Raw genomic sequence first — 25,240 nt, forward strand, 5'->3', positions numbered from 1 at the left:
TTCGTTGCTCGGGCTTCCACCATTCCCCGATTCGCTGTCAACCGTCCAAGATGCGACGTGTCCTTGTCATTGATTTTATTTATACGACATCGTCGTCATTATACGCAACTGCTGGAACATCGTCAAGCGCTCCACGAGAAGAGAAATCAAACGCATCCCAGTCATGGCTCGTCAATAATTCCATCTGCGCATCGATCAATACTTTGAATCGATTACGATAGAGTTCGATTTTTTTGCGCATTTGCTCTACTTCGAAGTCCGTCCGTTGTGCCCGGCGTTGCGCTGCATCTTGCAACTGCTCTGCTTCACGTTCTGCTTGCTTTAGGATCAAGCTCGCTTCTTTTGAAGCATTGGCTTTGACTTCTTCAGCTGCTTCCTGTGCGACGATGATCGATTTATTCAATGTTTCTTCCATCGAACTGAAGTAATCAACGCGTGCTTGCATGTTTTGGATGACTTCCTGTTGTTGACGATTCTCACGTAACAACAATTCAAAATCCTTGATGACTTGATCTAGGAATTCGTTCACTTCATCTTCGTCATAGCCGCGAAACTTTCGTGTGAACTCCTTATTATGAATATCGAGTGGCGTTAATGGCATGATGAATTCCTCCTCCGCATTTATCTTATCCTTTTAAAATACCGTATTGTAGCTTGATCCGGTCACGTTTCGTTGATCCGAGGATTGCAATCAACTTGACGCGTCCTGTTCCACGCAAGGAAAGCAAGTCGCCTTCTTCTAGCATGAAGCTCGAATCATCCACTACTTTATAATTGACCTTACTTTCACCTTGTTTAATGAGCGTCTGTGCTTTTTGACGCGAGAAGCCGAGAATTTCACTCACGACCGTATCGAACCGAAGTGAACTGACGAACCCAAGTGTCTCTTCCCACTCTTGATCCTTCACTTTCAAACGGTCTTCCGCCTCAACACGCGAAAGACGAATCTTCGTCTTCCCTGCTCGTTCGACGTTTGCTTCGATATAGGTCGCGACTTCGTCCGCGACGGCAAACTGTACTTGATCCTGAATGATGACGTCGCCGAATTTAGCTCGTTTCAATCCGACGTTCAATAATGTACCGGTGACTTGACGATGAGAAAGTTCAACGAATTTAGTAGGATAATGAATGCGATAGATGGAAATGTCAAAGTCATCCGCGTTGTATTCATAATAATCTGGTGCGAGGATTGCCCGTTTACGTTCAGCGCCTTCGAAACCGCCCTCAAAAAAGAGGGCGCATTTCGAACCGACGAGTTCTTGTGTGATTTGTTGTTCACGTGGATCTAGGAAATCCGTTAATTTGAACGTATAGGTCGCTTCCACATGATCGATCCAGTTCAAGACTGAATCGACGAATTCCCGCTCGCTTCCACGATAATGATCGTATACGCTCATACTAAAAAGATTGCTCGGATACCCGATTGAGCCAAGTTCAAGACGAGGAAGGCTACAATCGGCGAGATATCCAGCATGCCCCCGATAGGCGGGATGATACGACGGAAGGGCGCTAGGAATGGCTCGACTAACATCGCGAGCACTTGTCCGAATTTAGAATCACGGGCATTCGGGAACCACGAAAGCAGGATATAAACGATCATGACGTAACTGTAATACTGTAATAACGTACTTAATGTACGACCAATCGCGTACATCACTTGAGAATCCATACTTACCACCCCTTATGATTAATATCATCTTCTCCAAGAAGATTCGAGATGCTACCAGCTAACTCGACATTGTTCGGAACACAGAGGAGGGTATTCTGACTGATCGTCGTAATCGTTCCATCGAGAGCGAAGACGACACCAGATAAGAAATTGATCATCTGTCGTGATTGATCTTTTGACATACGCTGCATATTGACGATGACAGCACGGTTCTGACGAAGATGTTCCCCGATTTCCTGGGCTTCGTTGAAGACACGTGGTTCACTCAAGATGACTTGCGATTTCGTTTTTTTCGTCGCATGAAGCGGCACGATATTCGATTGTCTCACGCTGTCCTCCTTTTGAGTAACACTTGGGGTAGATTCCTCGTAATACTCTTCGTACTCTTGTTGTGAAGCACCTCTACCTTTATTTATTGTAGCATCATTTTCATATTCAAGTTCATCTAAATCGTCGCTGTTGCCGAGAAATAGATTTTGCATTTTTGATTTAAAACCCATATCCATTCTCCCTTCTTCTCGTTTAGGTGTGAACGAGCGTTGTCCCGATTCGGACGAACGTCGCCCCTTCTTCGATGGCGATCTCAAAATCCGATGACATTCCCATAGATAACTCCGTACATGGAGCATACGACAATTTTTTCGCCTTGACCTCTTCTTGCAATGTTTTTAATGACCGGAATACCTCACGGATACGCGTCGTATCTTCCGTTAACGGTGCCATCGTCATCAGTCCGATGACACGAATCGCTGGATACTGACCGATTTCATGTAAGAACGACGGTACATCCTCAGGCGCGATGCCTTGCTTCGATTCTTCTCCCGAAACGTTGACTTGAATGAAACAATCAATGATTCGGTCCGTTCGTTTATTGATCTCTTCCGCCAAATGAAGACGGTCAAGAGAATGCAGCACGTCAATGGCATCGATGATCTGACGAACTTTACGCGTTTGTAGCGTACCGATGAAGTGCCATGTACAGGCGGTTCGTCCGAGCTCTGCCTGTTTTTCGAGCAATCCATCCGGACGATTTTCACCGAGATGGGTCACACCTGCTGCTAATAATTCAGAAGCAACTTGACTTGAGACTGATTTCGTCACGCCAATCAACTGTACCTGCTTTTCTGAAGAACTCTTTTCACTCGCTTGTTTCATTCGTTTCGTAACCTCTTGTACATTATCAAGAATTGACATCCAATGACTCCTTTACGATCAAACTTGCAAAGCGACCACCGTGGTCGCCGTGGCGATAAGAGAAGTAATCTTCCGCCTGACAGTGTGTACATAGACCTGAGTCAAGGACATCACCCACTCCACAACGCTCAGCTAGCGCAGCGTTCGTTTTTTGTAGCGATAACATCGCTTTTCCATCTTCCTTGCGTATGTAAGGAGACTCATCGAGTTCAAGCGCATCGATTGCATCGATGACGGGTTGATCGACTTCGTAACAACAATCACGGATCGATGGACCAATGACCATTTGAATCGATGAACGACTCGCACCCGCACGTTCCATTTGCTTGACTGTTTCCTCGACGATATTGCCGACAGTTCCGCGCCAACCGGCGTGCGTATTCGCGATGATTCCTGTCGTCGGGTCACAGAAGACAAGCGGCACACAGTCAGCGAAGAGCATCATCAATAGAACATTCGAATCGGTCGTCACCAATCCATCTGTACCCGGAATCGCTGTTTCGTAATCCAAAGCACCGCGCCCAGAGTCAAGTGTCGTCACCTGTTCAACGTGATTTCCGTGAACTTGCTGTGCCCAAATCGAGTTCTCGAGAGATAGATCAAGCTGACGTGCGATGACTTGTCGGTTCTGGATGACACCATCGCGATCATCGTTGACATGTAACCCTAAATTTCCATTTTCATGAGGGGCAGCGAACTTCGTCGTAAAGGCGGCGCGTACGGTACCTGTCGGTGTATCCCATTTGATCCATTGTCCAAACATGTTCATGCCTCCTTTGATTTTAAAAAAAGAGGCGCCGCTTTCGCGACACCTCATCGTTTAGCAGTCGTGTCACTGGAACATCGATCAACGATTATTCCGGCGAAGGAAAGATGGAATATCCATCGTTTCTTCGACATCTGGCGCTTTAGCCGGTTCAGGATTCGAGCTGACAGGTGTCTCTTCGACTTGTGGTTTAGACTCCTCTGTTGGTGGTGGAGTCGCTTGTTTTTTCTTCAAGAGGTTTTTCATCATCTCTTGTGCAGATGGAATTTCGAAATCGAGTGGTTCGTTTTCGAATTCCGTTGCGATGACTGTGACGATAATTTCATCTTCTAGGTTATCGTTGATGACAGAACCGAAGATCAAGTTGACTTCCTCATCGGCTGCACTCTGAACGATTTGTGCGGCTTCCGTCACTTCGTACAAGCTGAGGTTCGCACTACCCGTGATGTTCATAAGGACACCTTTCGCGCCTTCGATCGATGTCTCAAGCAACGGACTCGAAATCGCTTTTTTCGCTGCTTCCGTCGCGCGGTGTTCGCCTGTTGCGACACCTACACCCATCAAAGCAGAACCTTTTTCCGTCATGATCGTCTTCACATCAGCGAAGTCAAGGTTGATAAGACCAGGTACGGCGATCAAGTCAGTGATACCTTGTACACCTTGACGCAAGACATTATCCGCTTCTTTAAACGCTTCAAGCATTGGTGTGTTTCGATCGACGATTTCAAGTAACTTATCGTTCGGAATGACGATCAACGTATCGACTTTTTCTTTGAAGTTCTGGACACCTGAAACAGCATGTTGCATCCGTTTACGTCCTTCGAACATGAATGGTTTTGTAACGACACCGACTGTCAATGCACCGATCTCTTTTGAAATCTCCGCGATGACAGGAGCTGCTCCTGTACCAGTTCCGCCACCCATCCCCGCTGTGACGAAGACCATGTCAGCGCCAGAAAGGATTTCCGTTAATTGCTCACGGCTCTCTTCCGCCGCTTTTTTACCGATTTCCGGATTGGCACCTGCACCGAGACCACGTGTCAATTTAGCACCGAGTTGTAGTTTTACGTCAGCTTGTGACATGTTCAATGCCTGCGCATCCGTGTTTACTGCGATGAATTCTACGCCTTGGACACCGTGTTCAATCATTCGGTTGACGGCGTTCGAACCGCCACCACCTACACCGATGACCTTGATTTTTGCTACTTGGTCCATCATTTCATCAAAATGCAACATAAAAAGGGCCCCCTAATATTTTTTACTCATTGGATTTTTTGTAGGCATTAACCAAAGAATTTCTCAAAGAAACTGCTGAATGACTTTTTCTCTTTTGGAGGCTGTTCACGTGTCGACCGTTCTTCTCGAACAGGTGTCGCTTGTTCGTTCATGAGCAGTGCATCCTGTTCACGTCCGTGTGCTACGACTTCCTTCTCTTCCGCTCGGTCGAAACCTGATTTCGATACGGCGCTTCTTGAAAGTACATAACGTAACATACCAGCTGCGACGGCATACTTCGGATGACGAATACCAAGACTAGCAGGTTGATAGACATTGACGCTCTGCTTGAAGATTCGTTTCCCGAGCTGGTCGATTCCCGGTAATGAAGAACTTCCGCCACACAAGATTAAACCGCTGTTCATATGAGCATATCCGGCTTGCGTCATTCGTTTTTGAATCATCTCGAAGATTTCCTCAAGTCGCGCTTCTAACACGAAACCGATTTCTGATTGTGGCTCGAAACGATGTTCCCCGTTGATCGTGACGTAAGAAACTTTCTCTTCCGGATCACCGAGTGCTTCAAGGGCAACACCGTATTCTTCTTTTGCGAGCTTCGCATCTTGATATTTACAATTCATCTTATACGTCAAATCACGTGTCAGATGATCGCCACCGTATGGCAACGTCGTCGAGTAGACGAGGTCATTCTTTTCATAAATGGAAAGTGTCGTCGTCTCATGTCCGATGTCGATGATTCCAACACCGAGTTCGAGTTCATCAATCGATGCTGCGATTCTAGATACCGCTAAACTCTCCAGCACATATCCAGCAAGCTCTAAACCAGCCCGTTCAATGGAACGTTTAATGCTATGTAGGATCGTCTTTGCTCCGATGATGAGCTTCCCTGTTACTTCGAGACGATAACCAATCATTCCTCTAGGATCAGTGATCTCCGTTTGCTGATCGACCGTAAACGTCTTTGGCAGAACATCGACAACACTGAGTTCGTTTGGAATTCGCATGACCATCGCAGAATGCAGAACATCTTTCACGTCATCATCCGTGATTTCATTGTCCTCACCTTTGATTGATGTCATCCCCTGGCAATCCTTCACTTGAATGTGTTCGCCAGAGATAGCAACATATACTTCACCAATTGGTTCACCAAGTGTACGTTCCACTTCCGTGACCGCTTGTTTAATGGCATGTACCGTTTGATCGATGTCAACGATGACACCTCGTTTAACACCCGCGGATGGTGCAGAACCTTCAGCAAGAACGTTCAGCGTTCCACCAAGTAGTTCACCGACGATGAGTTTCACCTCCGATGTCCCTATGTCGAGTGCGGCAATCGTACCTTTCGTTTCCATGGGAGTGACACCTCCACTTTCATAATACTAATCCTTTTTATTCCTAATTATATTCTAGGAACAGGACAGGCTTCTTCTCGTTTAAGTCTACACTATATAAATACTTACGAAAAGAAGTTATTGCCCGTCTTAGCGTTTGAATAGATTACGATTTGATGACGATTCGAACAATGGTCGACGAATGAAAACACACGTTTGTTTTTTTGTTCGTCAACCCTTTACGAATCTTCTATTTTTTCCCTTTATATGGTTTGAAATAGATACCGCCATCAATTGTAATTGTTCCCGTCTTTCCTTTCGGTAAGGCAGAAATGACCTTCACGTATTCATTCAAGGAATTTGAAAAGGCAGACGTACTGAGTAATACCGTATTCCCATCCGTCATGAATAACTTCAGACCGCCTTTGTCCGTCTTATCGTTTGCGACGATCTCGGAAATCCGGCTACGTACTTTCGGCTCGATTTTAACAAGTTCCTTCGTCAATCGATTTAATGACTGATCCGTGAATCCTGTCAAGATCGGAGCATCGAATAGTTCTTCCTTCGACTTTCCAGGAATGATCGTCCCGTCCGCAAGCACGATCCGGTCTCCCGGTTTATCCTTCGCGTAAGCAATCTCTTTCTCTTCCGTCACCGTCACGCGATATTGATGCAAAAACTGTTTTTGCATCGTCGCTTCTTGAATACCCGGAACCTTCTCGATTCGCTCAAGAACGTCTTCTTCCGATACATTAAAGGCGTGTGTTTCCTTCACCTTAATCCCGGACGCTTGCAAGATATCAGCAGACTTCACATTGACATTACCCTCGATATCAAATTGAGCAACCCGAGAATAACTCGATTGTAGATAAAAGACGACACCGACCAATAGACCAATCAGAATCAGGACATAAATGAGTCTTCGGTTGGCTTTTTTGCGACGTTGTTCACGGATATAAGGTATCTTATCCTCGAGGCTACGGACGTTCTCGTCCTCTTGTGGTCGTCCGACCGCTCTCCGTTCCCTCACGTCTCATTCCCCCTCTATACGTAACAGTTCATTTCCCTATCGGTCTTTTCCTGCAATAGTTTAGTTTTTTTGTGCCGTCAATCGTAACAATTCATCAACTAAGTCCCGTGAAGCGTTCGGCATACCGAGCGCAAGCGCCGCTTCAGACATCATTTGTTGTTGTGCTAACGCTTTTTCACATGCCTCAAACAACCGATCACCCGTTAGCTCTTGTTCACGAATCAATAGACTCGCACCTGTCTCGACGAGCGATGAGGCATTGACCTCTTGGTGATTTTCCGTCACGTAAGGACTCGGGATGAGCACACTCGGTAAGCCGAGTGTCGTCAGCTCTGCCAATGTGCTTGCTCCCGAACGTGAAATGACGAGTTGACTTGCTTTTAAGATGTTCGGTAAATCATATACGAATGGGCGAAGTTGAATGCGTTCTGGTACGGAACCAACGCGTGACATAATCGTATCGTAATGAATTTGACCAGTAACGAAGAGAAGCGACCAGCCTGCTTGCTCGACCTTTGGCATCATATCGACGACTGCTTCGTTGATTGCAGGTGCGCCACGACTACCGCCATAGATGACGACGAGAGGACGTCCTTCCTCAAAACCGAAACGTTGTCGCTCTTCAAGCGGATTGATGTTGAGCTCTGCCACTTCAGAAGCACGCGGATTTCCGATTAAAACCGTCTTCGCTTCATTCTTACCGAAGTGATGTCCAGACCCTTTAAAAGAGAGTGCAACACGATCCACATACCGAGCTAAAAATTTATTCGTGATACCAGGTAGACTGTTTTGTTCATGAACGAGTGTCTTGAAACCCATTTTTGCAGCCGTATACAATACCGGTCCACAAACGAATCCACCTGTACCGACGACGATATCCGGTTGGAACTGACGCAGTAGTCGACGAACACGCCGGACGCTCTTGACGAACCGGATACCGGTCTTGACGTTTTCGAACGACAAGGAACGACGGATGCCAGAAATCTCAATCGATTCAAATGGAATTCCCGCACGACGGACGATATCCGCCTCGAGACCATTTTCTGTTCCGATATAGAGGACCTCACACGGCATGCGTTGTTCGAGCTCCCGGATCATAGCGAGTGCCGGATAGATATGACCGCCTGTACCGCCTCCAGAGACGACGATTTTCATACTGTTGTTCCTCCTACTTCATGTACGGCACGAACGAAATGATCGCCGCGCTCTTCATATGTCTTGTATTGATCCCAACTTGCAGATGCTGGTGACAGAAGAATGATGTCGCCGGGTTGTGACACTTCAAACGCTACTTTCACGGCTTCATCCATCGCCTCAACGACGGTTGACGCATAGCCATTTTCTGACGCAAGCGTTCCGAATCGATGACCCGTCTCACCAAGTCCGATGACATGTTTGACATGCTTCATTGCATCGAGTAATGGTGTCAAATCCGCTCCACGCTCGAGTCCGCCACACAACCAGATGATGGGTGCCGTAAATCCGGACAACGCCGCTTCTGTTGCAACATTATTCGTTGCTTTTGAGTCGTTGTAAACTTTTCGACCAGCAATTTCACCGACGAACTGTGTCCGGTGCTCTACACCACCAAACGTCCGTAGAACATGTTGAACGTCAGATAATGCTAAGTTAAACGGTTCGACGAGTGTTAAGGCTGCGAGAACGTTCTCGACATTATGTCCACCGCCGAGAGCAAGTTCATCAACAGGTAAGATACTCGTCCCATTGATTGTCAACGTATCGTTCAGGACTTCTGCATACGCCGATTGACGACGAGAGAACAAGAGTGGCGTTACTTCAGCAGTCTTTCCGAGCGCATTGACGGACGCATCATCGGCATTCAAGACAAGACGATCCGTTTCTTTCATGTTCTTAAAGATCCGGGCTTTCGCTTCACCATACGATTCAAAATCACCATGATAATCCAGATGTGCCGGTGATAAATTCAAGAAGGCTGCCGTGTATGGTCGGAACTGCTCGATCCCCATCAATTGAAAACTTGATAATTCAATGACGATGATATCGTCCTGTTTCGCCTGACATGCGATTTCAATTGCCGGGAATCCAATGTTTCCTGCCAAATGTACACGCCGCGTACCGGTTTTCAACAACTCATGGACAAGCGTCGTCGTCGTCGTTTTCCCGTTCGATCCTGTAATGGCAATCCACGTCGCATCTGTTGCTTGATACGCCAGTTCTACCTCTGTCCAAACCGGAATGTCGCGTCGCAAGGCTTCTTGTAGCAGATCGATATGATACGGAATCCCTGGATTCTTGACGATCAAATCGATGTCGTCGAGTAGTGTGAGCGGGTGCTCACCGTAGACCGTCTTAACATCGAGTGATGCAAGCGTCGCTTGATCACTCTCGGACGGCGTTTTCCCGTCATTGACCGTTACCTCTGCACCAACACTCGCTAAATACCGAGCTGCTGCGATTCCACTTTTCGCCGTTCCGAGAACGAGCACTTTTTGATCATTCCATTGTCGTTGTTCCATTGTTGAATCGCTCACTTTCTCTCTTCTTTTTTATTACACGAATAGATAGGCGATGAATGCCATCAAACAGCTGATTCCTGCGAATGTACCGACGATCCGCCATTCGCTCCAACCGACCATTTCGAAGTGGTGGTGAATTGGGCTCATTTTGAAAATTCGTTTTCCTGTCGTCTTAAAGGAGATGACTTGTAGAATGACTGATAATGTCTCGACAACGAAAACGATACCGATTAAGACGAGTAGTAATTCCAGTTTTAAGACAATCGATAGACCTGCTAGTGCAGCTCCAAGTGCAAGTGACCCTGTATCTCCCATGAAGATCTTCGCTGGGTGCGCATTGAATAATAGGAATCCGATCAATGCACCGACCGCTGAGAAAGCAAAACAAGCAGCGCCTACTTCATCCGCGATAAACCAACTGTATAATCCGAAGAACAAGAATGTTGGAATCGCTGTGAACGACACGAGACCATCTAGACCATCCGTCAAGTTGACTGCATTTGAGAAGCCAACTAACCAGAACAAGGCAACAAACGGATAGACGATACCGAAATCAAGCTCAAACTCTGTAAATGGAATCGATAGATACGTCGCATCACTCGTGAATCCACCGCTCAACCAGACGAATAACAATCCGACGACGATTTGTCCAATTAATTTTTGTTTCGAATTCAGACCAAGGTTACGTTTCTTGACGACTTTGATGTAATCATCAATGAAGCCGATAACGCCATAAGCAAGTGTTAAAAACAGTAACGATAATTGTGTCGTCGATAGATCGCCCATGACGACTGCACCGAGAACGCTGACGATCATCGCAACAAGAATGACGATTCCACCCATCGTCGGTGTTCCTGATTTGACCTGATGCCATTGCGGTCCTTCTTCCCGAATTTCCTGACCGAATTTCAATTGGTGTAGAAACGGAATCGCCTTTGGCATAACGAGTAGTACAACAAGAAATGCAAGAATAAGACTGATGAATAATGTGATCATAGCAGACACCCTTTTTTCAAAAATTAGTTTTCGTTCAGATAGGTTAATATCCGTTCAAGCGCCATCCCACGTGACGCTTTCAATAAGACGATTGTTCGTTCTCCGAGCAGCGGACGCAATCGTTTTGCAGCATCTTCGACAGTTGCTGCGAATTGGATTTGAACAGACGGATCGCTGATTCCTTCCGCAATCCACGCGCCTTTCTCCCCTACTAGGATAGCATGCGAGACGGGTAACGCAATCCGCTTTCCGACCGAGGCATGTAATAAGCGTTCTTGGTCCCCTAATTCATACATATCTCCGAGGACGAGAACTCGTGTCGTATACCCTTCCAGCGCAGTAACCGTCTCAATCGCTGCATTCATCGATGTCGGACTCGCGTTATACGCATCATTGATGACCGCAGTCTCTTCAAAGAGTAATCGTTCCATCCGCATCGGTGTCAATTCAACCGCATCGAACCCTTCTTGAATCCGAGCGTCCGTCACGCCAAGTGCACGTGCTGTCGCAATCGCGTATGCTGCATTTCGGACTTGGTGTTTCCCTAGCACTGGTAGATGAAAAGCGGTGCCATCGTAAGTAAAGGCCGTCCCAAAGAGCGTTGCTTCCCTCGTTTCGATCCGGTACGTATTTCCGATCTGATAGCCGATCTTCTCTGCTTGAACTTCTGCGAGAAGTGGTTCGTCACCATCAACGAATAAATGACCACCTGGCTTGAGTCCGGATTGAATCTCGAGCTTCGCTTTGGCGATGCCACTGCGTCCACCGACTTGCTCCGCATGCGATTCGCCGATGTTCGTGACGAGCGCGATATCTGGCTCAGCTAGATTCGATAAGAATTCAATATCGCCAAATCCATTCATTCCCATCTCAAGTACAGCGACTTCCGTATCAGCCGGCATCATGAGGATCGTTAACGGCATTCCGATATCCGAATTGAAGTTTCCTTGAGTCTTATGTGTGTTGAACGTCGTCTTGAGTACGCTTTCGACCATGTCCTTCGTCGACGTCTTCCCATTTGATCCAGTGATGGCGACGACTTTTGGCGCAATCTGCATTAAGTATCGTTTTGCGATTTGTTGCAGGGCAACCAATGGTTCATCGACTTCCAAGAAAACGATATCGATGTCTGGTCGATCAATGCCTTTCTTCCATAAGGTGACGATCGATCCTCGGTTTTTTGCACCTTCAAGGAATCGATGACCATCGACGCGTGCTCCCTGAATCGGAACATAGAGACCGTCTTCTAGTTGTGCGCGTGAATCCGTTGCAAAATGACGAACGATACGATCATCTTTCACATCGAGATGCAACCATTCAGCGAGTTGCGTAATTGTTAACATGATATATACCTCCATTCGATGACAGCAAAAGAGGACGAATGCAAAAGTCAACGAATGACTCCTGTTCGTCCTCGTCTTCCTGTAGAAATCAGGAAACTTGCTCTACCGTTACTCTTTAGGTTCAGCTAGTTCGACCGTCAACTTTCCATTTTCCTTCACTAGTGTACCAGTTCGAGCCGATTGTTTGGTTACAAAACCTTTACCGATGACGTCGAGCTTCAAATCATATAAGCTGACAAGCTTTTTGACGTCTCGTTGCGACCAACCGGTCAAATCCGGCATCTTGAACGTATTTGATGTTTTCAGCAAGACACGTTCTCCGCTGACGAATTCCTGTCCACGGGATGGAATCTGAGAAACGACTTCAGCACCATCGCCCAGGATGATCGCAACTGCCTCTTGTTCTTTTGCTAGATCAGTAGCTTGTCGAGCACTCTTCTTGATATAACTTGGCGTGATCTTCGCTTTGACATCTACCGAATCCTTTTGCGTTTCCGGTTGGATGCTACGATACTGTAGTGCCGTATTCATGACACTTTTGAACACAGGACTCATGATGAGTGGGCCAGAGACGGATGATTCGTTTTTCGATGGACGATCGACCGCGATGTACATGATCAATTCCGGATCATCTTTGGGGGCCATACCGATGAACGAGTGAATGAATTGTCCTTGAATGTACTTTCCATTCTCAGAAATCTGAGCCGTGCCGGTCTTCCCAATGACTCGGTAATCTTTCAACTTATACATTTGACCTGTACCAAGCTTACTATTGACGACACCGTCGAGTGCTTCGCGTGTTGCTTTTGCCGCTTCAGCAGAAATCGGTTTACCGACGACTTCTGTTTTCGCTCGGTAGGGTGCCTTATCCGTATGATCCGCTTTTTGAATGATATGTGGCTTCACCATCTCGCCGTCTCCAGCGATTGCTGTCGCTCCTTGAAGCAATTGCATCGGCGTGACCGCAGTCGATTGCCCCCATGAGGTGATGAGCGCATTCAACGGTTTAGACAAGTCGGATTGACTATTTACTTCTCCCGAGATGTCTATACCCGTTCGTTGGTCAAAATGAAACTTCTTAAAGTAATCTTTATACCGTTCGATCCCAAGTTTTTCTGCTGTCAACTTCGAGAACATGACGTTTGAGGAGTGATAGACCCCTTCAATCATCGGAATGGTTCCCCAACCGACATCGTTATAATCCTTGATGACCGTTCCTTTGTAGTTATAACTACCCGATTTATACATCTCATTCGGACGGAAGACTCCCGCATCGATCGCCGCTGCGAGCGTAAAGATTTTCATCGTCGAACCTGGCTCGAATCGTGACGAGACGGCAAAATTCGTGAAATCTTTCATATCACGTAAATTCGGGTTGAACGATGGGCGATCCGCCATGGCGAGGATTTCACCCGTCTTCGCATCCATGACGATCCCTGTCGCATTTTTCGGTTTGTACGTGTTGTACATTTTTTGCATCTCTTTTTCAAGCGACTGTTGGATTCGATGATCGATCGTCAAATAGAGATTCGATCCATCCTTCGGTTCGTTCGAGATACGTGACGCACCTTGAATCAGCGGATTACCGCTACGATCCTTTTCAAAGACACGGGCTCCGTAGGATTCACTTAAAGCATTATCATACTGCTTCTCGATTCCCATCTGACCTTGTAAAGCGACTCGACCATTTTCCTCGGTGATCTTTTGAACGAATCCAAGTGTATCGGACAGGAAGATGCCGTTCGGATAGTATCGTTTCGGCTCTTCAATCATCCGGATTCCGGGAAGTTTCAACTTGTCGATCTTCTCTTTTTGATCGAGCGTCAAATCATTTCCTTTTTTTCCGAACTCAATTTGAGAACGGTCTTTGTTTTCAATCAGATAGGTCTCCAGTTCCTTCGTCGTCATCCCAAGAATCGGCGCAAGACCTTCAGCCGTCTTTTTAAAGTCGACGATCGTCTCATCTGGATCCTTGACACCACCAAGTCGATAAACGCCAATCAGATGATAGGATGGAATATTGATCGCAATCGGGGAACCGAGACGGTCGAAAATCTCGCCACGTTCTGCTCCAAGCGTTTCTTGAGACTCCCATCGTTTCTTTTCCGCATATGCAATCATATCTTCACCATGGAACTGTTTTGTCGTTGCTAAATACAAAAATCGGCCAATGAACACAAAAAAGAGAGTAGCAAATATCACCATGATAAAGGCTACTCTCCAACGGGATTTTTTCAGTGGATTCATTTAGGAATCACCTTGATGTTCCCTTTACGCATATCAAGACCCTGTTCTTTTGCAATCTTATAAATCCGTTCCGGAGAGCTTAAGTTCGTGACCTCTAGTTGTAAACGTTCATTTTCTTTTTGGAGTGATTGTGTGACTTGGTTCTCTTTTGCTAAATCACGGCTCACGTTATACGCTTCGTTATGCGTACTGATCGTCAAACTCCCAAATAACACAAGACCACCAATCATCGCACTGTATAAGAATTTTTCAAAGGGATACAAGCGATACTTCGGACGGACGGCGACGCGACGCGCGATATCTTCCGTCTTTCGTGGTTCCTGAACAGGTTGTTGACGAACGGGTTGAACCGTTTGGACCGATTTACGAAGTGGTTCTGCCATTGGAATGCTCCTCTCAAGTTTCTTTCATTTTTTCAGCAACTCGTAATTTTGCCGATCGGGCGCGACGGTTATCATCGAGCTCTTCAACACCAGCCGTAATCGGCTTGCGTGTGACGAGTCGGAGTTCCGGCTCCATTTCGACGGGAATCATCGGTAACCCCGGTGGAAGCTCGGGTAGTGATGATTTTTCTTTGATTGCTTGTTTACACATGCGATCTTCAAGTGAATGGAACGTAATGACACATAGACGTCCACCGACCCGTAATAAATCAATGGCTTGGTGTACTGCACGGTCAAAGACATTCAGTTCATCATTGACGGCGATCCGGATTGCTTGGAATGTCCGTTTCGCAGGGTGACCACCTTTACGTCGTGCTGGTGCCGGAATCGCATCCTTGATCAATTCGACGAGTTCGAACGTCGTCTCGATCGGTCGCTCTTCCCGCGCTTTTTCGATTTTGCGCGCAATCTGTTTCGAGAATTTCTCTTCCCCGTATGTAAAGAAGATACGTACGAGATCATTGTACGGCCACTCATTGACGACTTCGTAAGCAGAAAGTGGAGAAGATTGATCCATGCGCATGTCGAGACGTGCGTCGTGATTGTAACTAAATCCTCGTTCCCCTTCGTCTAATTGTGGTGAAGAGACACCGAGATCGAATAAGATGCCGTCCACTTTCTCGACGCCATGTGCTGCTAATTGCTCTTTCAGATAAGCAAAATTACTCTTTATTAAAGTAAAGCGACCTTCATACGCCGCGAGACGTTCTGCTGCATGAGCGAGGGCGACATCATCTTGATCAAATGCGTATAGATGACCTGTCGTCAATTGCTTGACGATCTCTTCGCTGTGTCCTGCTCCACCTAATGTACAATCGACGTAAATACCGTCGGGTTTAATCGCGAGTCCTTCGATCGACTCCCATTTCAATACTGTTTCATGCTCAAACATGTCCTGCCTCACCTTTCACTGTCCTTGAAGGACGTTACTCTTTTTCAATGTATCACATTCTCTCGTGAAAACGTTACGAAAATGAGACAGTTTCCTTGATTTATTTAACTTTTGTGTAATTTTCGCTAAAAAAACGAAAAAACCTGCTAGTTTCAGCAGGTTTAGAGGAAAATCTTCAGTTGATCACTCGTATTCGCTTCATAGGCTGTTCTTAAGTCCCGCACAAAATCAAGACCATGATGATTTAACCACGGTAGGACAGAATGAATCCGCTCTTGTGGCGCTCCATCAGGAAGAAGATGGTAAGCCGTCTCTTTATATTGCCGTGTCTGTCGGTCAAACTGACGTCGATCTTCTACCAGCAAACTAGCCATTGCTTGTTCGAGCTGTCTCTTGACCTTCTCACTCTTACTCGATGTCCGCAGTAGATTCTGTTCGAGCGAAAGGAATTCGGAGACGAAACTGTCTTTTAACATTGCTGCCGTCTGCATACGTCCTGTCATTTTCTCTTCTGAATAAACCGGAATCGGAACGCCTGATCGGACGATTTCTTCGAGCGACACCTCGAGTTTAGCAAGACGTTTTTCATCGCTACGACGCACGAGTAACCCACCCATGCGGGGAATCAATAACGGCATCGTCCAATTCAGATGATGAAAGAGCGGTCGTAAGCGTGTCCAGTATGCTAATTCTCCCGGACCCCCGATATAGGCAAGCGTCGGGAACAGGTAATCCTGCATCAATGGACGTGTGACGACACTGTTGGAGAAACGTTCCGGACTGGCGTACAGCAACGCGATCAATTCAAGCTCCGTATATTGCTTTCCTTGTTTCGTTTCGAATCCGTCTGCTGTCGGATACAGTAACTGACGACCGTGATCATCGACGAAAAGATGCGCCGCTTCCTCGTTCAAGAATGTATCCGGTAACTCTTGCGTCTGTGAAATACCATCCGTCAATGCTCGTCTAAATTCCGCATTGTCTTGAATCAACCGTTCAAAGAACGGAATCTCGAGTTCACGGACAGAATGTGTATCCGCATCAAAGAAGACGACATCAAAATCGATCAATTCACCGATCAATTGTGAGAAAAACATCCCATACGATGTACACGCTTCAACGAGTTGCTTCAGGCGCGCAACTAATTGTTTCGTATGAACCGTTTCTGGCATTGCTCGGAATGTCTCTTCGATGATTTCAAGAAGTGCTGCTTGATCAAAAGAGAGCCGACTGACCGAACGGGCAATCGATTCTGAAGGTGTGACAGCGATTTTACGCGTTTGATAATCCGCTGTCGGAACGTAAACATGGTTAATCTCATCAAAATCGTGATCTTCGGTCGCGAGCCAAAAAATCGGAACGACAGGCCGCCCAAGTGTCGTTTCCGCCTGCTGCGCGACCTTCAGACAGGTCAACAATTTATAGATCGCATATAATGGTCCGCCAAAGATACCCGTTTGTTGCCCTGTAATGACAACTTGAGCTTCACCCGTACGAAGCTTCGCGACACGTTCCCGCAAACGCTCCGTCATGTTCGGATTTTGGCGTTCGAGTTCGTCTGTCAGTGCCGCAAGATGCGGGTAGTGACGTTCTTCAAGCAAACGGCTCCTCGACGCTAAACCACTCTCTCCAAGGTGGTCGACATATGTTAAGAATTCTTCTCGTGAAGCACGATGCATCAACGAGTTATCATCGTATAAGGCTTCAAATGGTTGTACCTTCAAACAAAATCCCTTCTTTCTTACCTAACTGGTCAGCTGATGAACAGTTGACGAATACCGAGTACGAACAGTATGAAATGGACGGGTAATGCCAGCAAGATGATGATCCGCCAACTGTGGCGAATCATTTGTCTCAAATCAACATCAAGTTGACGAATTCGTTGCCAGAGTGCATTCAACGCAAACACCAACAACACGACGATGACGATCCACCCTAAGTAATTTGTTCCGGTCAAGGCAATCAATGCAACATGAATCGCATACAGAACGATGAATGTTCCAAAGTCGAGTGCAAATCGAACAGCCTTCCCATGTTTCCGAAATAGAAGTAGAAAGACGAGATACAACGCAATCAGGCTGAATAAAGGAAAAATGATGAAGACTGTCACTGCGGACCCTCCCTCTGTTTGATCTGTTCATAATAAAAAGATAAACGTGGCGTCGCAGTCGTCGCCTGACGTAATGCGTATCCAAGTATCGGTTCTACTTCCGTTCGTCGTCCATACTCAAGATCTCGTAACATGGAAGAACGATTTTTGCTCGTATTCTTCATGATCCGCTCGATTTCGGAATAAGTAATGTCATGGTGCGGGAAAATCGTCCGCATTTCGTCAAATAATTGACGGGCTTCTTCTCGATAAGGCATCTCTAATAAGGATCCATTCTCAACACCGTAATAAGCCGTCACTGGATTGATGACGACGTTGATGAACAGCTTCGTCAATAAAACGGCTTCCATATCTGACTCAAGTTCAAAGCACAGCTGCTTTGACGACAAGTTCACTACCTCTTGATTTCCGTAGCGGATGCGTCCTTTTCCAGTATGCTGGACTTCAAACGGTGCAGTGCGCATGGCACCATGTTCGACGACACCAAATAAGACATGCGGCAATTGCTCTTTCCATTTCAAATGATCCATTCCATTTTGCAGGAACATGACGGGACACGTCAGCCGTTTAAGGAATGGAATCACACTTTTTATATCATACGACTTTGTCGCGACAAACACCAAGTCTTCTGACTCGAGCCGATCAATCTTCCGGATCCGTACGAGACGACTCGCTTGTCCATCGCGAATGATTGGTCGTTCCTCATCTTGTTCTTGTCGCACATAAAGCGTGACTGCATGATCTTCCGATAAATAAGAGGCAAGCAATAACCCGATGGCACCCGCGCCAATGATTCCAACATTCATCTATTCATATCCCCTTTCATGAAAAAAGCGACCTTAAAACCGATTTCTCGATTCGAAGGTCGCTTTTATACCGATCAATCAGCTTATTTGCTGACGATTTCTTTACCTTTGTACGAGCCACATGCTTTACAAACGCGGTGTGAAAGTTTCATTTCACCACAGTTTGGGCACTCGACCATACCTGGTACACGGAGTTTGAAATGAGTACGGCGAAGACGTTTGCGTGTTTTCGACGTTCTGCGGAATGGTACTGCCATCGTTGTCCACCTCCTTGAAAAAATACACTCGCCTTTACTTCAGAAATCAGGAATCCTGATCTTTTTTAAAGAACTGAGCGAGACCCGCGAGTCGCGGATCGATTTTTGGTTCGGTTTCCTCTGGATCTTCTTCAGAAAGAATCGTCCAGCCTTCCCCCTCAACCAACTGATTCTCTTCATCATCCCCATGCACTTGCACTGGCACATGAAGTAAAATCAATTCTTGCACGAGCGGTCGAAGATCGACCGTATTCCCGATCGGCACGTTGATGTCATCTGCTTCGTTCGAAACAGCATCGACCTCGAGCAGGAATGGCTCGATGGATTCAATCTCGAATGGATAAGCGACGTCATTTAGCGTCCGGGCATCCGGAAGCGTCATTTCGCCGGTAATCCGAAGATTGAATATTAATTGATTCGATGTAAACGATGCATTTGCACGAACGTGCACAGGTTGCACCGCCCGGATATCCGGATGGAGGGCGACTAGCTCATTGAGCTCGATCGTCTCGTTAACCTGAAGTTGACCCAGATTGCGCAATTTATTCAATTGCATCAGGGACCATTTCATCCGAATCACCTCAATTGCAACAATATGAATTATAGAGAGGACATCTTGTTTTGTCAATGTTTTTTCTTTACACTGAAATCGCTAGAGAACGAACACTTTTGGACGTCTTTATCCATATTACCGCACTTAATTCGGTTTGCAAAGGAGAAAGTTTTCATGAGGATGACAGCTATCATTTCAGAGTACAATCCGTTTCATAACGGACACTATTATCAAGCGACGACAGCACGACGAGAAACGGATGCCGACGTCATCGTCGCCATCATGAGCGGGACGTTCATGCAGCGTGGTGAGCCCGCCTTTACGGATAAGTGGACACGTGCTCAGGCAGCCGTCGCGAGCGGTGCCATCGATCTCGTTCTTGAACTTCCCTTCTATTTTGCTGTCCAGCGTGCTGATCGCTTTGCACTCGGTGGTGTAACGATTGCCGAGACAATCGGCTGTCAGTCGCTTTCGTTTGGAAGCGAGTGCGGAGATATCGAACCTTTTCTCCATGCAGCAGCGGAACAGATCGAAGAGACACCTGCATACAAGCAAGCGTTACACGATGGATTATCAGCGGGTCTCTCTTCTGCTCACGCCGCCAGTCAAGCATTCAGGAGCGTCTCACGGACGCTTGATTTGACACAACCGAACAATACGCTTGGCTATTATTACGCTCGCGCCGCAAATACCCTATCGCTTCACACGACGAAACGGATTGGAAGTGGCTACCACGACTTATCCACCGGGGACATCATGAGCGCCACCGCGATACGCGCCCATCATCAGACACACGGTCAGCTGCTCGCACTTCCTGAACAGACCGAAGACGTCTTAGCAAGTGCCTCTTTCGCCAACTTCTCGCATTATTATCCATGGATTCGACAACGTCTACTAACGACTCCAGTAGCCGAGTTGATGCGAATCGCTGGGATCGACGCTTCGTTAGCACCACGACTCATCGAAGGGGCTAAACAAGCAACGACATTCGAGACCTTTCTGAATCACGTCAAAACACGCCGTTATACGCGGACGAGCCTGCAACGTGCCCTGATCTATCTGTTGACCTCAACGACAGCAGAGGAGGTCGCACGGATTGATTACGACCATATTGATTTCGTTCGTCCCCTCGCCTTTTCAGAACGAGGACGACAGGCACTCAAAACCATCAAAACGCGGACTACCGTCTTCAGTACCTTCACGAGTCATCCTTGGCTAACGAAAGAGAGCCAAGTGACAGCTGCATACGCACTGCCCTTGGCTCGCTACGACGCGTTGCTCGAACACCGTCGTTTTCCTTATTTTGCTGGAAGTTCTTCTAAATAATCAATCGCATCTTCGACTGTCTTGATCGGAACGAGCTTCATGTTCGTTCCGAGTTTTTTGATGGATGGTTTTGCTTCTTTGTAGTTCTCTCCTGCTGGCACGAACATGATTTCTGCTCCTGCCTCGTCAGCAGCGACGACCTTTTGCCATGCTCCGCCAATCGGTCCCACCTTGCCGCCTTCTTCAATCGTTCCCGTGCCAGCGATTTTATGCCCTTTCGCCAAATCCCCCGGCGTCAATTGATCATAAATTTCAAGGGTGAACATCATTCCAGCAGATGGTCCACCGACACCTTCGACCTGAAACGCAATATCAGGATCCGTCGTCACGTTTGAGATCGGAAGCGGTTCGTAAATACCTAGTCCGACTCGCTTGACCTCTTTAGATAACTGATCCACTCGAATCGTCGTCTTCTTGTCTTCCGATTTACGCGTGAACTGAATCGGAACAGCTGTTTTGGCTTTTTTCGCTTGAATCGTCTTCATGAAACCTTCAAATGACGTAATCGGTTTTCCGTCAACACTTGTAATCCGATCCCCTGCCTTCAGTTTCCCCTCGGCTGGACCACCGGGAATGACGCCGGAGACGTAGACCCCTTCGAAATCGACATCGACCTTTTGATCCGCCAATTCATACGCTTCGATCGTTGCGTTATGTTGCGCTTCTTCCATATACAGCTTCTGACGCGTTTCATACTGCGCGTCCGACTCGCCGTCGTACAGATAATCACTTACACTCGATGTTTCGGAGAACGGTAGAAATAAGCTTTCAATGAGAAAGTAAGGCGTGGCCCGGCGTTGTGCGATCGTCAGCATCATCAAATCTCCCGGTTCCTTGTCGCCTCCAGACACATCGATCAAATCTTCCGTCGACGTCGCGTCACCCGGATAGGAGATGAAATAGGGAAGCGGTACGAAAAATACGATCAAGGCAGCGATGATTGCTGCTAAGGCAGGTTTCCAAGCTTTCATCACAGTTCTCCTTTCGTATATTTCTGACGTAGCGCTTCTTCGACAGAAGGCGGTACGAGATCGGCAACGGAAGCACCATATTTGGCAGCTTCCTTAACGATCGAAGAACTCAAGAAGGAATACTGATTATTCGTCATCATGAATAGTGTCTCGATTTGATCATTCATCTTCTTGTTGATGGAAGCGACTTGCATTTCGTATTCAAAATCCGAAACTGCTCGTAGACCGCGTACAATCGCGGTTGCTCCGACTTCCGCCGCATAATCGACCAGTAGACCATTAAAGGAATCCACCTTGATTTGAGGTAAGTGCGATGTCACATCGGCAATTAACTCCATCCGTTCCTGGACAGAAAAGAGTGGTTGCTTCGAAGAATTATTCAGTACGGCAACGATGATCTCATCAAAAATCGGAACGGCACGCTCGATGATGTCTAAATGTCCGTTTGTGATCGGATCAAAGCTACCTGGGCAAATGGCGATTCGTTTCATTCGTGGTCTTCCTCCGCTTCCATGAATTCGTACAATGTAATCGAGATGACAGCGGAATAGCGAAGTCGACGCACGACTTCCAGTCGTCCGATCTGGTCCGGCAATTCAACCGCTGAGTCATGTTCACAGACGATGACACCGTTGTCCGTCAGCATATCGTGTTGCTCTATGTACGTGACATGTTCCGTCAATCGCTCTTTTGCATAGGGAGGGTCTAGATAAATCAACTTAAACGGCTCTTCAGATGCGAGTTCCGTTAAAGCGATCGCTACATCTTTTTTTAAAACACGTGCTTGGTCCGTATAGCGCGTCGTTCGTAAATTATCTTGGATCGTTTGGATCGCTTTATGGTGTTGGTCGACGAACACCGCCTCATCGCATCCTCTTGAAAGAGATTCAATCCCAAGACCACCGCTCCCTGCAAACAGATCCAGTGCTCGTCCTCCGTTGAAATAAGGACCGATGACGTTGAATAAGGATTCTTTTACCTTATCCGTCGTCGGTCGTGTTTGATCCCCTGGCACTGCTTTTAATCGTGTACCTTTCCGTTCCCCTGAAATGACTCGCATTTCCTTCATTCCTTTCAACAAAGAAGCGACGAGGATGTCCTCATCGCTCCATGGATTATGCTTCTTCTGGCATTTTACCTTTTTTGTTCGCGAACGTCTCCGTGATGAACGGTCGTTCTGAACGTTTGATCGATTCGACGAACGGGAGAGTCGAAATGACTTCCATCACCTGTTCATGCTGATCTAAATCGACATACAGATGAACGTATCGTTCACGTTTAGACGTAAAGTAGACGTTCCCGTAACGGCGTAATTGACGGGATGCTTTCATCGCATTGACATAGACGATGAGTCCCACTCGTTCCTTGATCACGCCAGCCTACCCCCTTCACCTTCGTTATCCGCTACAGCTACAGCTGCCACCGGTCGAACAACCTCCAGCGCATCCTTGATCGAAGAAAGGATTTCCCGTCGGTACTTTAATTTGCGGTGATACTTCTCCAGCGAGCTTCAGACTGATTTGTCCGAGTAACGTCTCGAGTTGTTTTTCCGCCTTTTTAAACTGCGCGACTTCCTCTTGTAAATCAAGTCGCCGTTTGACTTCATGGACCCTTTTCGTGATCGTCTGATAGTCAGGATGATACCGTCCGAATCGCTGTACGAGTTCGTAGTCCTCCTTGACTTGATGAAAATCGCGAATGACAGCCTGTGCCTCTGTTGACTCTTGCTGTGCTTGTTTCGCACATCTATATGCTTGCCCCGTTTCACTTTGAGCGAGAGATCGAATGAGGTCTTCCGCTGCGTTGATGAGGTCAATCGTCTTATCGGTATATATCACAACGAATCTCCTCCTTAACTTTACCATCTTATCATAACATTTCTCTCCCTCCTAGCCTGTTGAATTGTGTATAATTTGTTCAGAAGGAAGGAATGAACTTTATGCAACTGCTCTCTTTTAATATGTTCCGGACGATTGGAATCAAGACGGAACATGCCAAATCAGATTATCACTTTGATTCCTTGAAAAAAATCGAACAGGCGGATGTCGTCCTGTTCCCGGAATACTGGCAAATCCACTCAATCATCTACGGAATGAAAAAACCGATTTTCCCGTCGGCTGCTACGTTCCACTTAGGTCATGACAAGATCGAGATGACGCGGATTTTTCAAACCGTCATTCCGGATAACATCCCTCGAACCGGCATCTATGGAAAAAATGAATTCACCGTCGAACGTGTCTTACGTGAATTTTCGTTTCCGTTCGTTGCGAAGACAGTCCGTAGCTCCATGGGACAAGGTGTCCATCTCATCAAAAATGAAACAGACTGGAAGAAATACACGGATACACACGAGACGTTCTACATTCAGGAGTACATTCCGAATGAGAAGGACTTACGTGTCGTCGTCGTCGGCGATCAAGTTCTTGCTGCGTACTGGCGCGTCGGTGGTGCTCAGTTCTTAAATAACGTCGCTCAAGGTGGTGTCCTTGATTTTGATGATGTGCCACAAGGAGCAATCGACTTCGTGCTCGCTCTCGCGAAACAGCTCGATATCGATCACGCCGGTTTTGATCTCATCATCCGTGACGGACAGTGGTACGTTCTTGAGTTCAATGTCTTCTTCGGTGGAGAAGGACTGAATCATCTTGGTATCCACGCACCGGATACGATCCTTGAATATGTCGAACGAAAATATGGAAGTTCATGAATTCTTCAAAATGACTTCACATCTTTTACGTCATCGTTTCATTCATTATGGTATGATAGTTTGGAAAGACTAGTATCTACTAGCAAACTAGGGTATAGGGGGATTCAAACATGAAGTTTGAACAATATGGCATCGAAGGCAAGGAACTGAAGTTCGGTCTTCTCGAAACAATCATGGAACATCACCGCTTCGTTCGTGAAGGACAGTGGGATTACGAACGCGCGATGTACGACATGAAATATGAAAAACAATCAACAGGTGAAGTATTCTACCTGCGTGTTCCTGTCTACGCGATCCAAGGCGAGATTGAAGACCGCCATGCTGTCGTTCGTATGATGACACCACTTCTCGGGAAACACTACTATCCACACGGTGTCGAGTATGATGAGACGTTCCCTCCGGAAATCGTCAAAGACTGCGAACGTCGTTTAGCAGCATTGCTCGAAACACTCGAAAAATAAGATCAACACGTAGAGGTTCCAATGAGGAGCCTCTATTTTTTGTTCTTCATTCCAAACAAAAAAGCTAACGACCTCGCATCATCCACGAAATCATTAGCTGTTCTGTCCACCTGATTGTTATTCTTTAATACACGCGAAATCGCTTTTAACGCGCGACGAATTGTACATAAGATACGACATCGTCTCCGAGCTGAATCCCAAGCTGCTCGCGTACATGAAGATAAAGCGCGTGAAGTGACGTTGCTGGTGCATTGACCTTTACGCTAAATGCAATCTCTTCCCGGTCCATCCGTTTGATCCGGGAGTGATGGATTCCATAATCCTCGATCGCACAAGCAAGTAATTCCTCGATGGCTTGAATAGAGACGGTAACATCTCCTTGCATGTACTCTTCATAAGTCATC

General features: G+C 46.8%; 30 protein-coding genes and 1 other annotated feature (1 of these 31 only partly in view). Of the genes, 3 read left to right on the forward strand and 27 right to left on the reverse strand.

The genetic code is table 11. From position 1 onward, the window contains the following. Positions 1-79, reverse strand: a binding site (T-box leader) (it extends 162 nt beyond the left edge of the window). The 21 genes from KNQ11_RS07305 to KNQ11_RS07405 all read right to left on the reverse strand — a co-directional run bounded on the left by KNQ11_RS07305 (position 80) and on the right by KNQ11_RS07405 (position 19,374). After that, positions 80-601, reverse strand: a complete 522-nt coding sequence (locus KNQ11_RS07305; protein WP_023468794.1) for a DivIVA domain-containing protein — start codon at positions 599-601, stop codon at positions 80-82. A gap of 25 nt (positions 602-626) precedes the next feature. Continuing rightward, entirely contained in the window at positions 627-1,397 is a 771-nt protein-coding gene (locus KNQ11_RS07310) for a YlmH family RNA-binding protein (RefSeq protein ID WP_029342133.1), read from the reverse strand. Beyond that, positions 1,394-1,669, reverse strand: a complete 276-nt coding sequence (locus KNQ11_RS07315) for a YggT family protein (RefSeq protein WP_023468796.1) — start codon at positions 1,667-1,669, stop codon at positions 1,394-1,396. The genes KNQ11_RS07310 and KNQ11_RS07315 overlap by 4 nt, the downstream gene beginning before the upstream one ends. Positions 1,670-1,671: 2 nt before the next feature. Then, entirely contained in the window at positions 1,672-1,998 is a 327-nt protein-coding gene (locus KNQ11_RS07320; RefSeq protein ID WP_231496839.1) for a cell division protein SepF, read from the reverse strand. 193 nt (positions 1,999-2,191) lie between these two features. Further along, on the reverse strand, positions 2,192-2,863 hold the full coding sequence (locus KNQ11_RS07325; protein WP_050677528.1) for a YggS family pyridoxal phosphate-dependent enzyme: 672 nt from the start codon (positions 2,861-2,863) through the stop codon (positions 2,192-2,194). Beyond that, on the reverse strand, positions 2,850-3,626 hold the full coding sequence (gene pgeF, locus KNQ11_RS07330; protein ID WP_023468799.1) for a peptidoglycan editing factor PgeF: 777 nt from the start codon (positions 3,624-3,626) through the stop codon (positions 2,850-2,852). Before pgeF ends, KNQ11_RS07325 begins: the two co-directional genes overlap by 14 nt. Before the next feature lie 84 nt (positions 3,627-3,710). Then, a complete protein-coding gene (ftsZ, locus tag KNQ11_RS07335; protein WP_029342137.1) occupies positions 3,711-4,865 on the reverse strand; it encodes a cell division protein FtsZ in 1,155 nt (384 codons plus the stop codon). A 47-nt stretch (positions 4,866-4,912) separates the two neighbouring features. Beyond that, the gene (gene ftsA / locus KNQ11_RS07340; RefSeq protein WP_029342138.1) at positions 4,913-6,217 is read right to left on the reverse strand and encodes a cell division protein FtsA; all 1,305 of its coding nucleotides are present in this window, start codon (positions 6,215-6,217) and stop codon (positions 4,913-4,915) included. Between the two features lie 229 nt (positions 6,218-6,446). Next, positions 6,447-7,226, reverse strand: coding sequence for a cell division protein FtsQ/DivIB (locus KNQ11_RS07345; protein ID WP_050677530.1), 780 nt, complete (start codon positions 7,224-7,226; stop codon positions 6,447-6,449). Between the two features lie 60 nt (positions 7,227-7,286). Further along, positions 7,287-8,381, reverse strand: a complete 1,095-nt coding sequence (murG, locus tag KNQ11_RS07350; protein WP_064299616.1) for an undecaprenyldiphospho-muramoylpentapeptide beta-N-acetylglucosaminyltransferase — start codon at positions 8,379-8,381, stop codon at positions 7,287-7,289. Then, positions 8,378-9,724 (reverse strand): UDP-N-acetylmuramoyl-L-alanine--D-glutamate ligase, encoded by a 1,347-nt coding sequence (murD, locus tag KNQ11_RS07355; RefSeq protein ID WP_064299915.1) that lies wholly within the window; start codon positions 9,722-9,724, stop codon positions 8,378-8,380. The genes murG and murD overlap by 4 nt, the downstream gene beginning before the upstream one ends. Positions 9,725-9,757: 33 nt before the next feature. Beyond that, positions 9,758-10,720, reverse strand: a complete 963-nt coding sequence (gene mraY, locus KNQ11_RS07360) for a phospho-N-acetylmuramoyl-pentapeptide-transferase (RefSeq protein WP_133207537.1) — start codon at positions 10,718-10,720, stop codon at positions 9,758-9,760. A 23-nt stretch (positions 10,721-10,743) separates the two neighbouring features. Beyond that, positions 10,744-12,063 carry a UDP-N-acetylmuramoyl-tripeptide--D-alanyl-D-alanine ligase gene (locus tag KNQ11_RS07365; RefSeq protein ID WP_251139643.1) on the reverse strand — a complete coding sequence of 440 codons (1,320 nt, stop codon included), beginning with the start codon at positions 12,061-12,063 and terminating at the stop codon, positions 10,744-10,746. A 108-nt stretch (positions 12,064-12,171) separates the two neighbouring features. After that, on the reverse strand, positions 12,172-14,241 hold the full coding sequence (locus tag KNQ11_RS07370) for a penicillin-binding protein (protein WP_323678757.1): 2,070 nt from the start codon (positions 14,239-14,241) through the stop codon (positions 12,172-12,174). Between the two features lie 65 nt (positions 14,242-14,306). Continuing rightward, a complete protein-coding gene (ftsL, locus tag KNQ11_RS07375; protein ID WP_029342145.1) occupies positions 14,307-14,693 on the reverse strand; it encodes a cell division protein FtsL in 387 nt (128 codons plus the stop codon). Positions 14,694-14,706: 13 nt separating this feature from the next. Continuing rightward, positions 14,707-15,645: a 16S rRNA (cytosine(1402)-N(4))-methyltransferase RsmH gene (gene rsmH / locus KNQ11_RS07380; RefSeq protein WP_029342146.1), complete on the reverse strand. Its 939-nt coding sequence runs from the start codon at positions 15,643-15,645 to the stop codon at positions 14,707-14,709. A gap of 161 nt (positions 15,646-15,806) precedes the next feature. Then, entirely contained in the window at positions 15,807-17,369 is a 1,563-nt protein-coding gene (bshC, locus tag KNQ11_RS07385) for a bacillithiol biosynthesis cysteine-adding enzyme BshC (protein ID WP_214770904.1), read from the reverse strand. Between the two features lie 29 nt (positions 17,370-17,398). Beyond that, positions 17,399-17,755: a DUF3397 domain-containing protein gene (locus tag KNQ11_RS07390; RefSeq protein WP_023468811.1), complete on the reverse strand. Its 357-nt coding sequence runs from the start codon at positions 17,753-17,755 to the stop codon at positions 17,399-17,401. Continuing rightward, positions 17,752-18,561 (reverse strand): ketopantoate reductase family protein, encoded by an 810-nt coding sequence (locus KNQ11_RS07395; protein WP_035396708.1) that lies wholly within the window; start codon positions 18,559-18,561, stop codon positions 17,752-17,754. The genes KNQ11_RS07390 and KNQ11_RS07395 overlap by 4 nt, the downstream gene beginning before the upstream one ends. Positions 18,562-18,644: 83 nt before the next feature. After that, positions 18,645-18,818 carry a 50S ribosomal protein L32 gene (gene rpmF / locus KNQ11_RS07400; RefSeq protein ID WP_012370841.1) on the reverse strand — a complete coding sequence of 58 codons (174 nt, stop codon included), beginning with the start codon at positions 18,816-18,818 and terminating at the stop codon, positions 18,645-18,647. A gap of 46 nt (positions 18,819-18,864) precedes the next feature. Next, positions 18,865-19,374, reverse strand: coding sequence for a YceD family protein (locus KNQ11_RS07405; RefSeq protein ID WP_230088521.1), 510 nt, complete (start codon positions 19,372-19,374; stop codon positions 18,865-18,867). A 171-nt stretch (positions 19,375-19,545) separates the two neighbouring features. On the opposite strand from KNQ11_RS07405, the gene KNQ11_RS07410 reads away from it, so the two are divergent. After that, positions 19,546-20,697: a tRNA(Met) cytidine acetate ligase gene (locus tag KNQ11_RS07410; protein ID WP_214723661.1), complete on the forward strand. Its 1,152-nt coding sequence runs from the start codon at positions 19,546-19,548 to the stop codon at positions 20,695-20,697. Here KNQ11_RS07410 and KNQ11_RS07415 read toward each other — a convergent pair. The 5 genes from KNQ11_RS07415 to KNQ11_RS07435 are packed head-to-tail and all read right to left on the reverse strand — an operon-like array spanning position 20,670 to position 23,533. After that, positions 20,670-21,668 (reverse strand): SepM family pheromone-processing serine protease, encoded by a 999-nt coding sequence (locus KNQ11_RS07415; protein WP_064299609.1) that lies wholly within the window; start codon positions 21,666-21,668, stop codon positions 20,670-20,672. The two genes, KNQ11_RS07410 and KNQ11_RS07415, sit on opposite strands and share 28 nt — an antisense overlap. Next, complete coding sequence (gene coaD, locus KNQ11_RS07420) at positions 21,668-22,159, reverse strand: pantetheine-phosphate adenylyltransferase (RefSeq protein WP_029342153.1); 492 nt, start codon at positions 22,157-22,159, stop codon at positions 21,668-21,670. Before coaD ends, KNQ11_RS07415 begins: the two co-directional genes overlap by 1 nt. Continuing rightward, positions 22,156-22,737: a 16S rRNA (guanine(966)-N(2))-methyltransferase RsmD gene (gene rsmD / locus KNQ11_RS07425; protein WP_149427632.1), complete on the reverse strand. Its 582-nt coding sequence runs from the start codon at positions 22,735-22,737 to the stop codon at positions 22,156-22,158. Before rsmD ends, coaD begins: the two co-directional genes overlap by 4 nt. Before the next feature lie 46 nt (positions 22,738-22,783). Continuing rightward, on the reverse strand, positions 22,784-23,041 hold the full coding sequence (locus KNQ11_RS07430) for a YlbG family protein (RefSeq protein WP_023468818.1): 258 nt from the start codon (positions 23,039-23,041) through the stop codon (positions 22,784-22,786). A gap of 24 nt (positions 23,042-23,065) precedes the next feature. After that, positions 23,066-23,533: a YlbF/YmcA family competence regulator gene (locus KNQ11_RS07435; protein ID WP_217448912.1), complete on the reverse strand. Its 468-nt coding sequence runs from the start codon at positions 23,531-23,533 to the stop codon at positions 23,066-23,068. Positions 23,534-23,628: 95 nt separating this feature from the next. Between KNQ11_RS07435 and KNQ11_RS07440 the strand changes: the two genes are divergently transcribed. Continuing rightward, positions 23,629-24,375, forward strand: a complete 747-nt coding sequence (locus tag KNQ11_RS07440; RefSeq protein ID WP_241492307.1) for an ATP-grasp domain-containing protein — start codon at positions 23,629-23,631, stop codon at positions 24,373-24,375. A gap of 110 nt (positions 24,376-24,485) precedes the next feature. Next, positions 24,486-24,836, forward strand: a complete 351-nt coding sequence (locus KNQ11_RS07445) for a YugN family protein (protein WP_023468821.1) — start codon at positions 24,486-24,488, stop codon at positions 24,834-24,836. A 145-nt stretch (positions 24,837-24,981) separates the two neighbouring features. Here KNQ11_RS07445 and KNQ11_RS07450 read toward each other — a convergent pair whose 3' ends face one another. Beyond that, a complete protein-coding gene (locus tag KNQ11_RS07450; protein ID WP_023468822.1) occupies positions 24,982-25,239 on the reverse strand; it encodes a hypothetical protein in 258 nt (85 codons plus the stop codon). Between the last annotated feature and the right edge of the window lies 1 nt (position 25,240).

The sequence above is a fragment of the Exiguobacterium sp. s39 genome, from assembly GCF_018618925.1.
In the GTDB taxonomy this organism is placed as follows: Bacteria; Bacillota; Bacilli; order Exiguobacteriales; family Exiguobacteriaceae; genus Exiguobacterium_A; species Exiguobacterium_A abrahamii.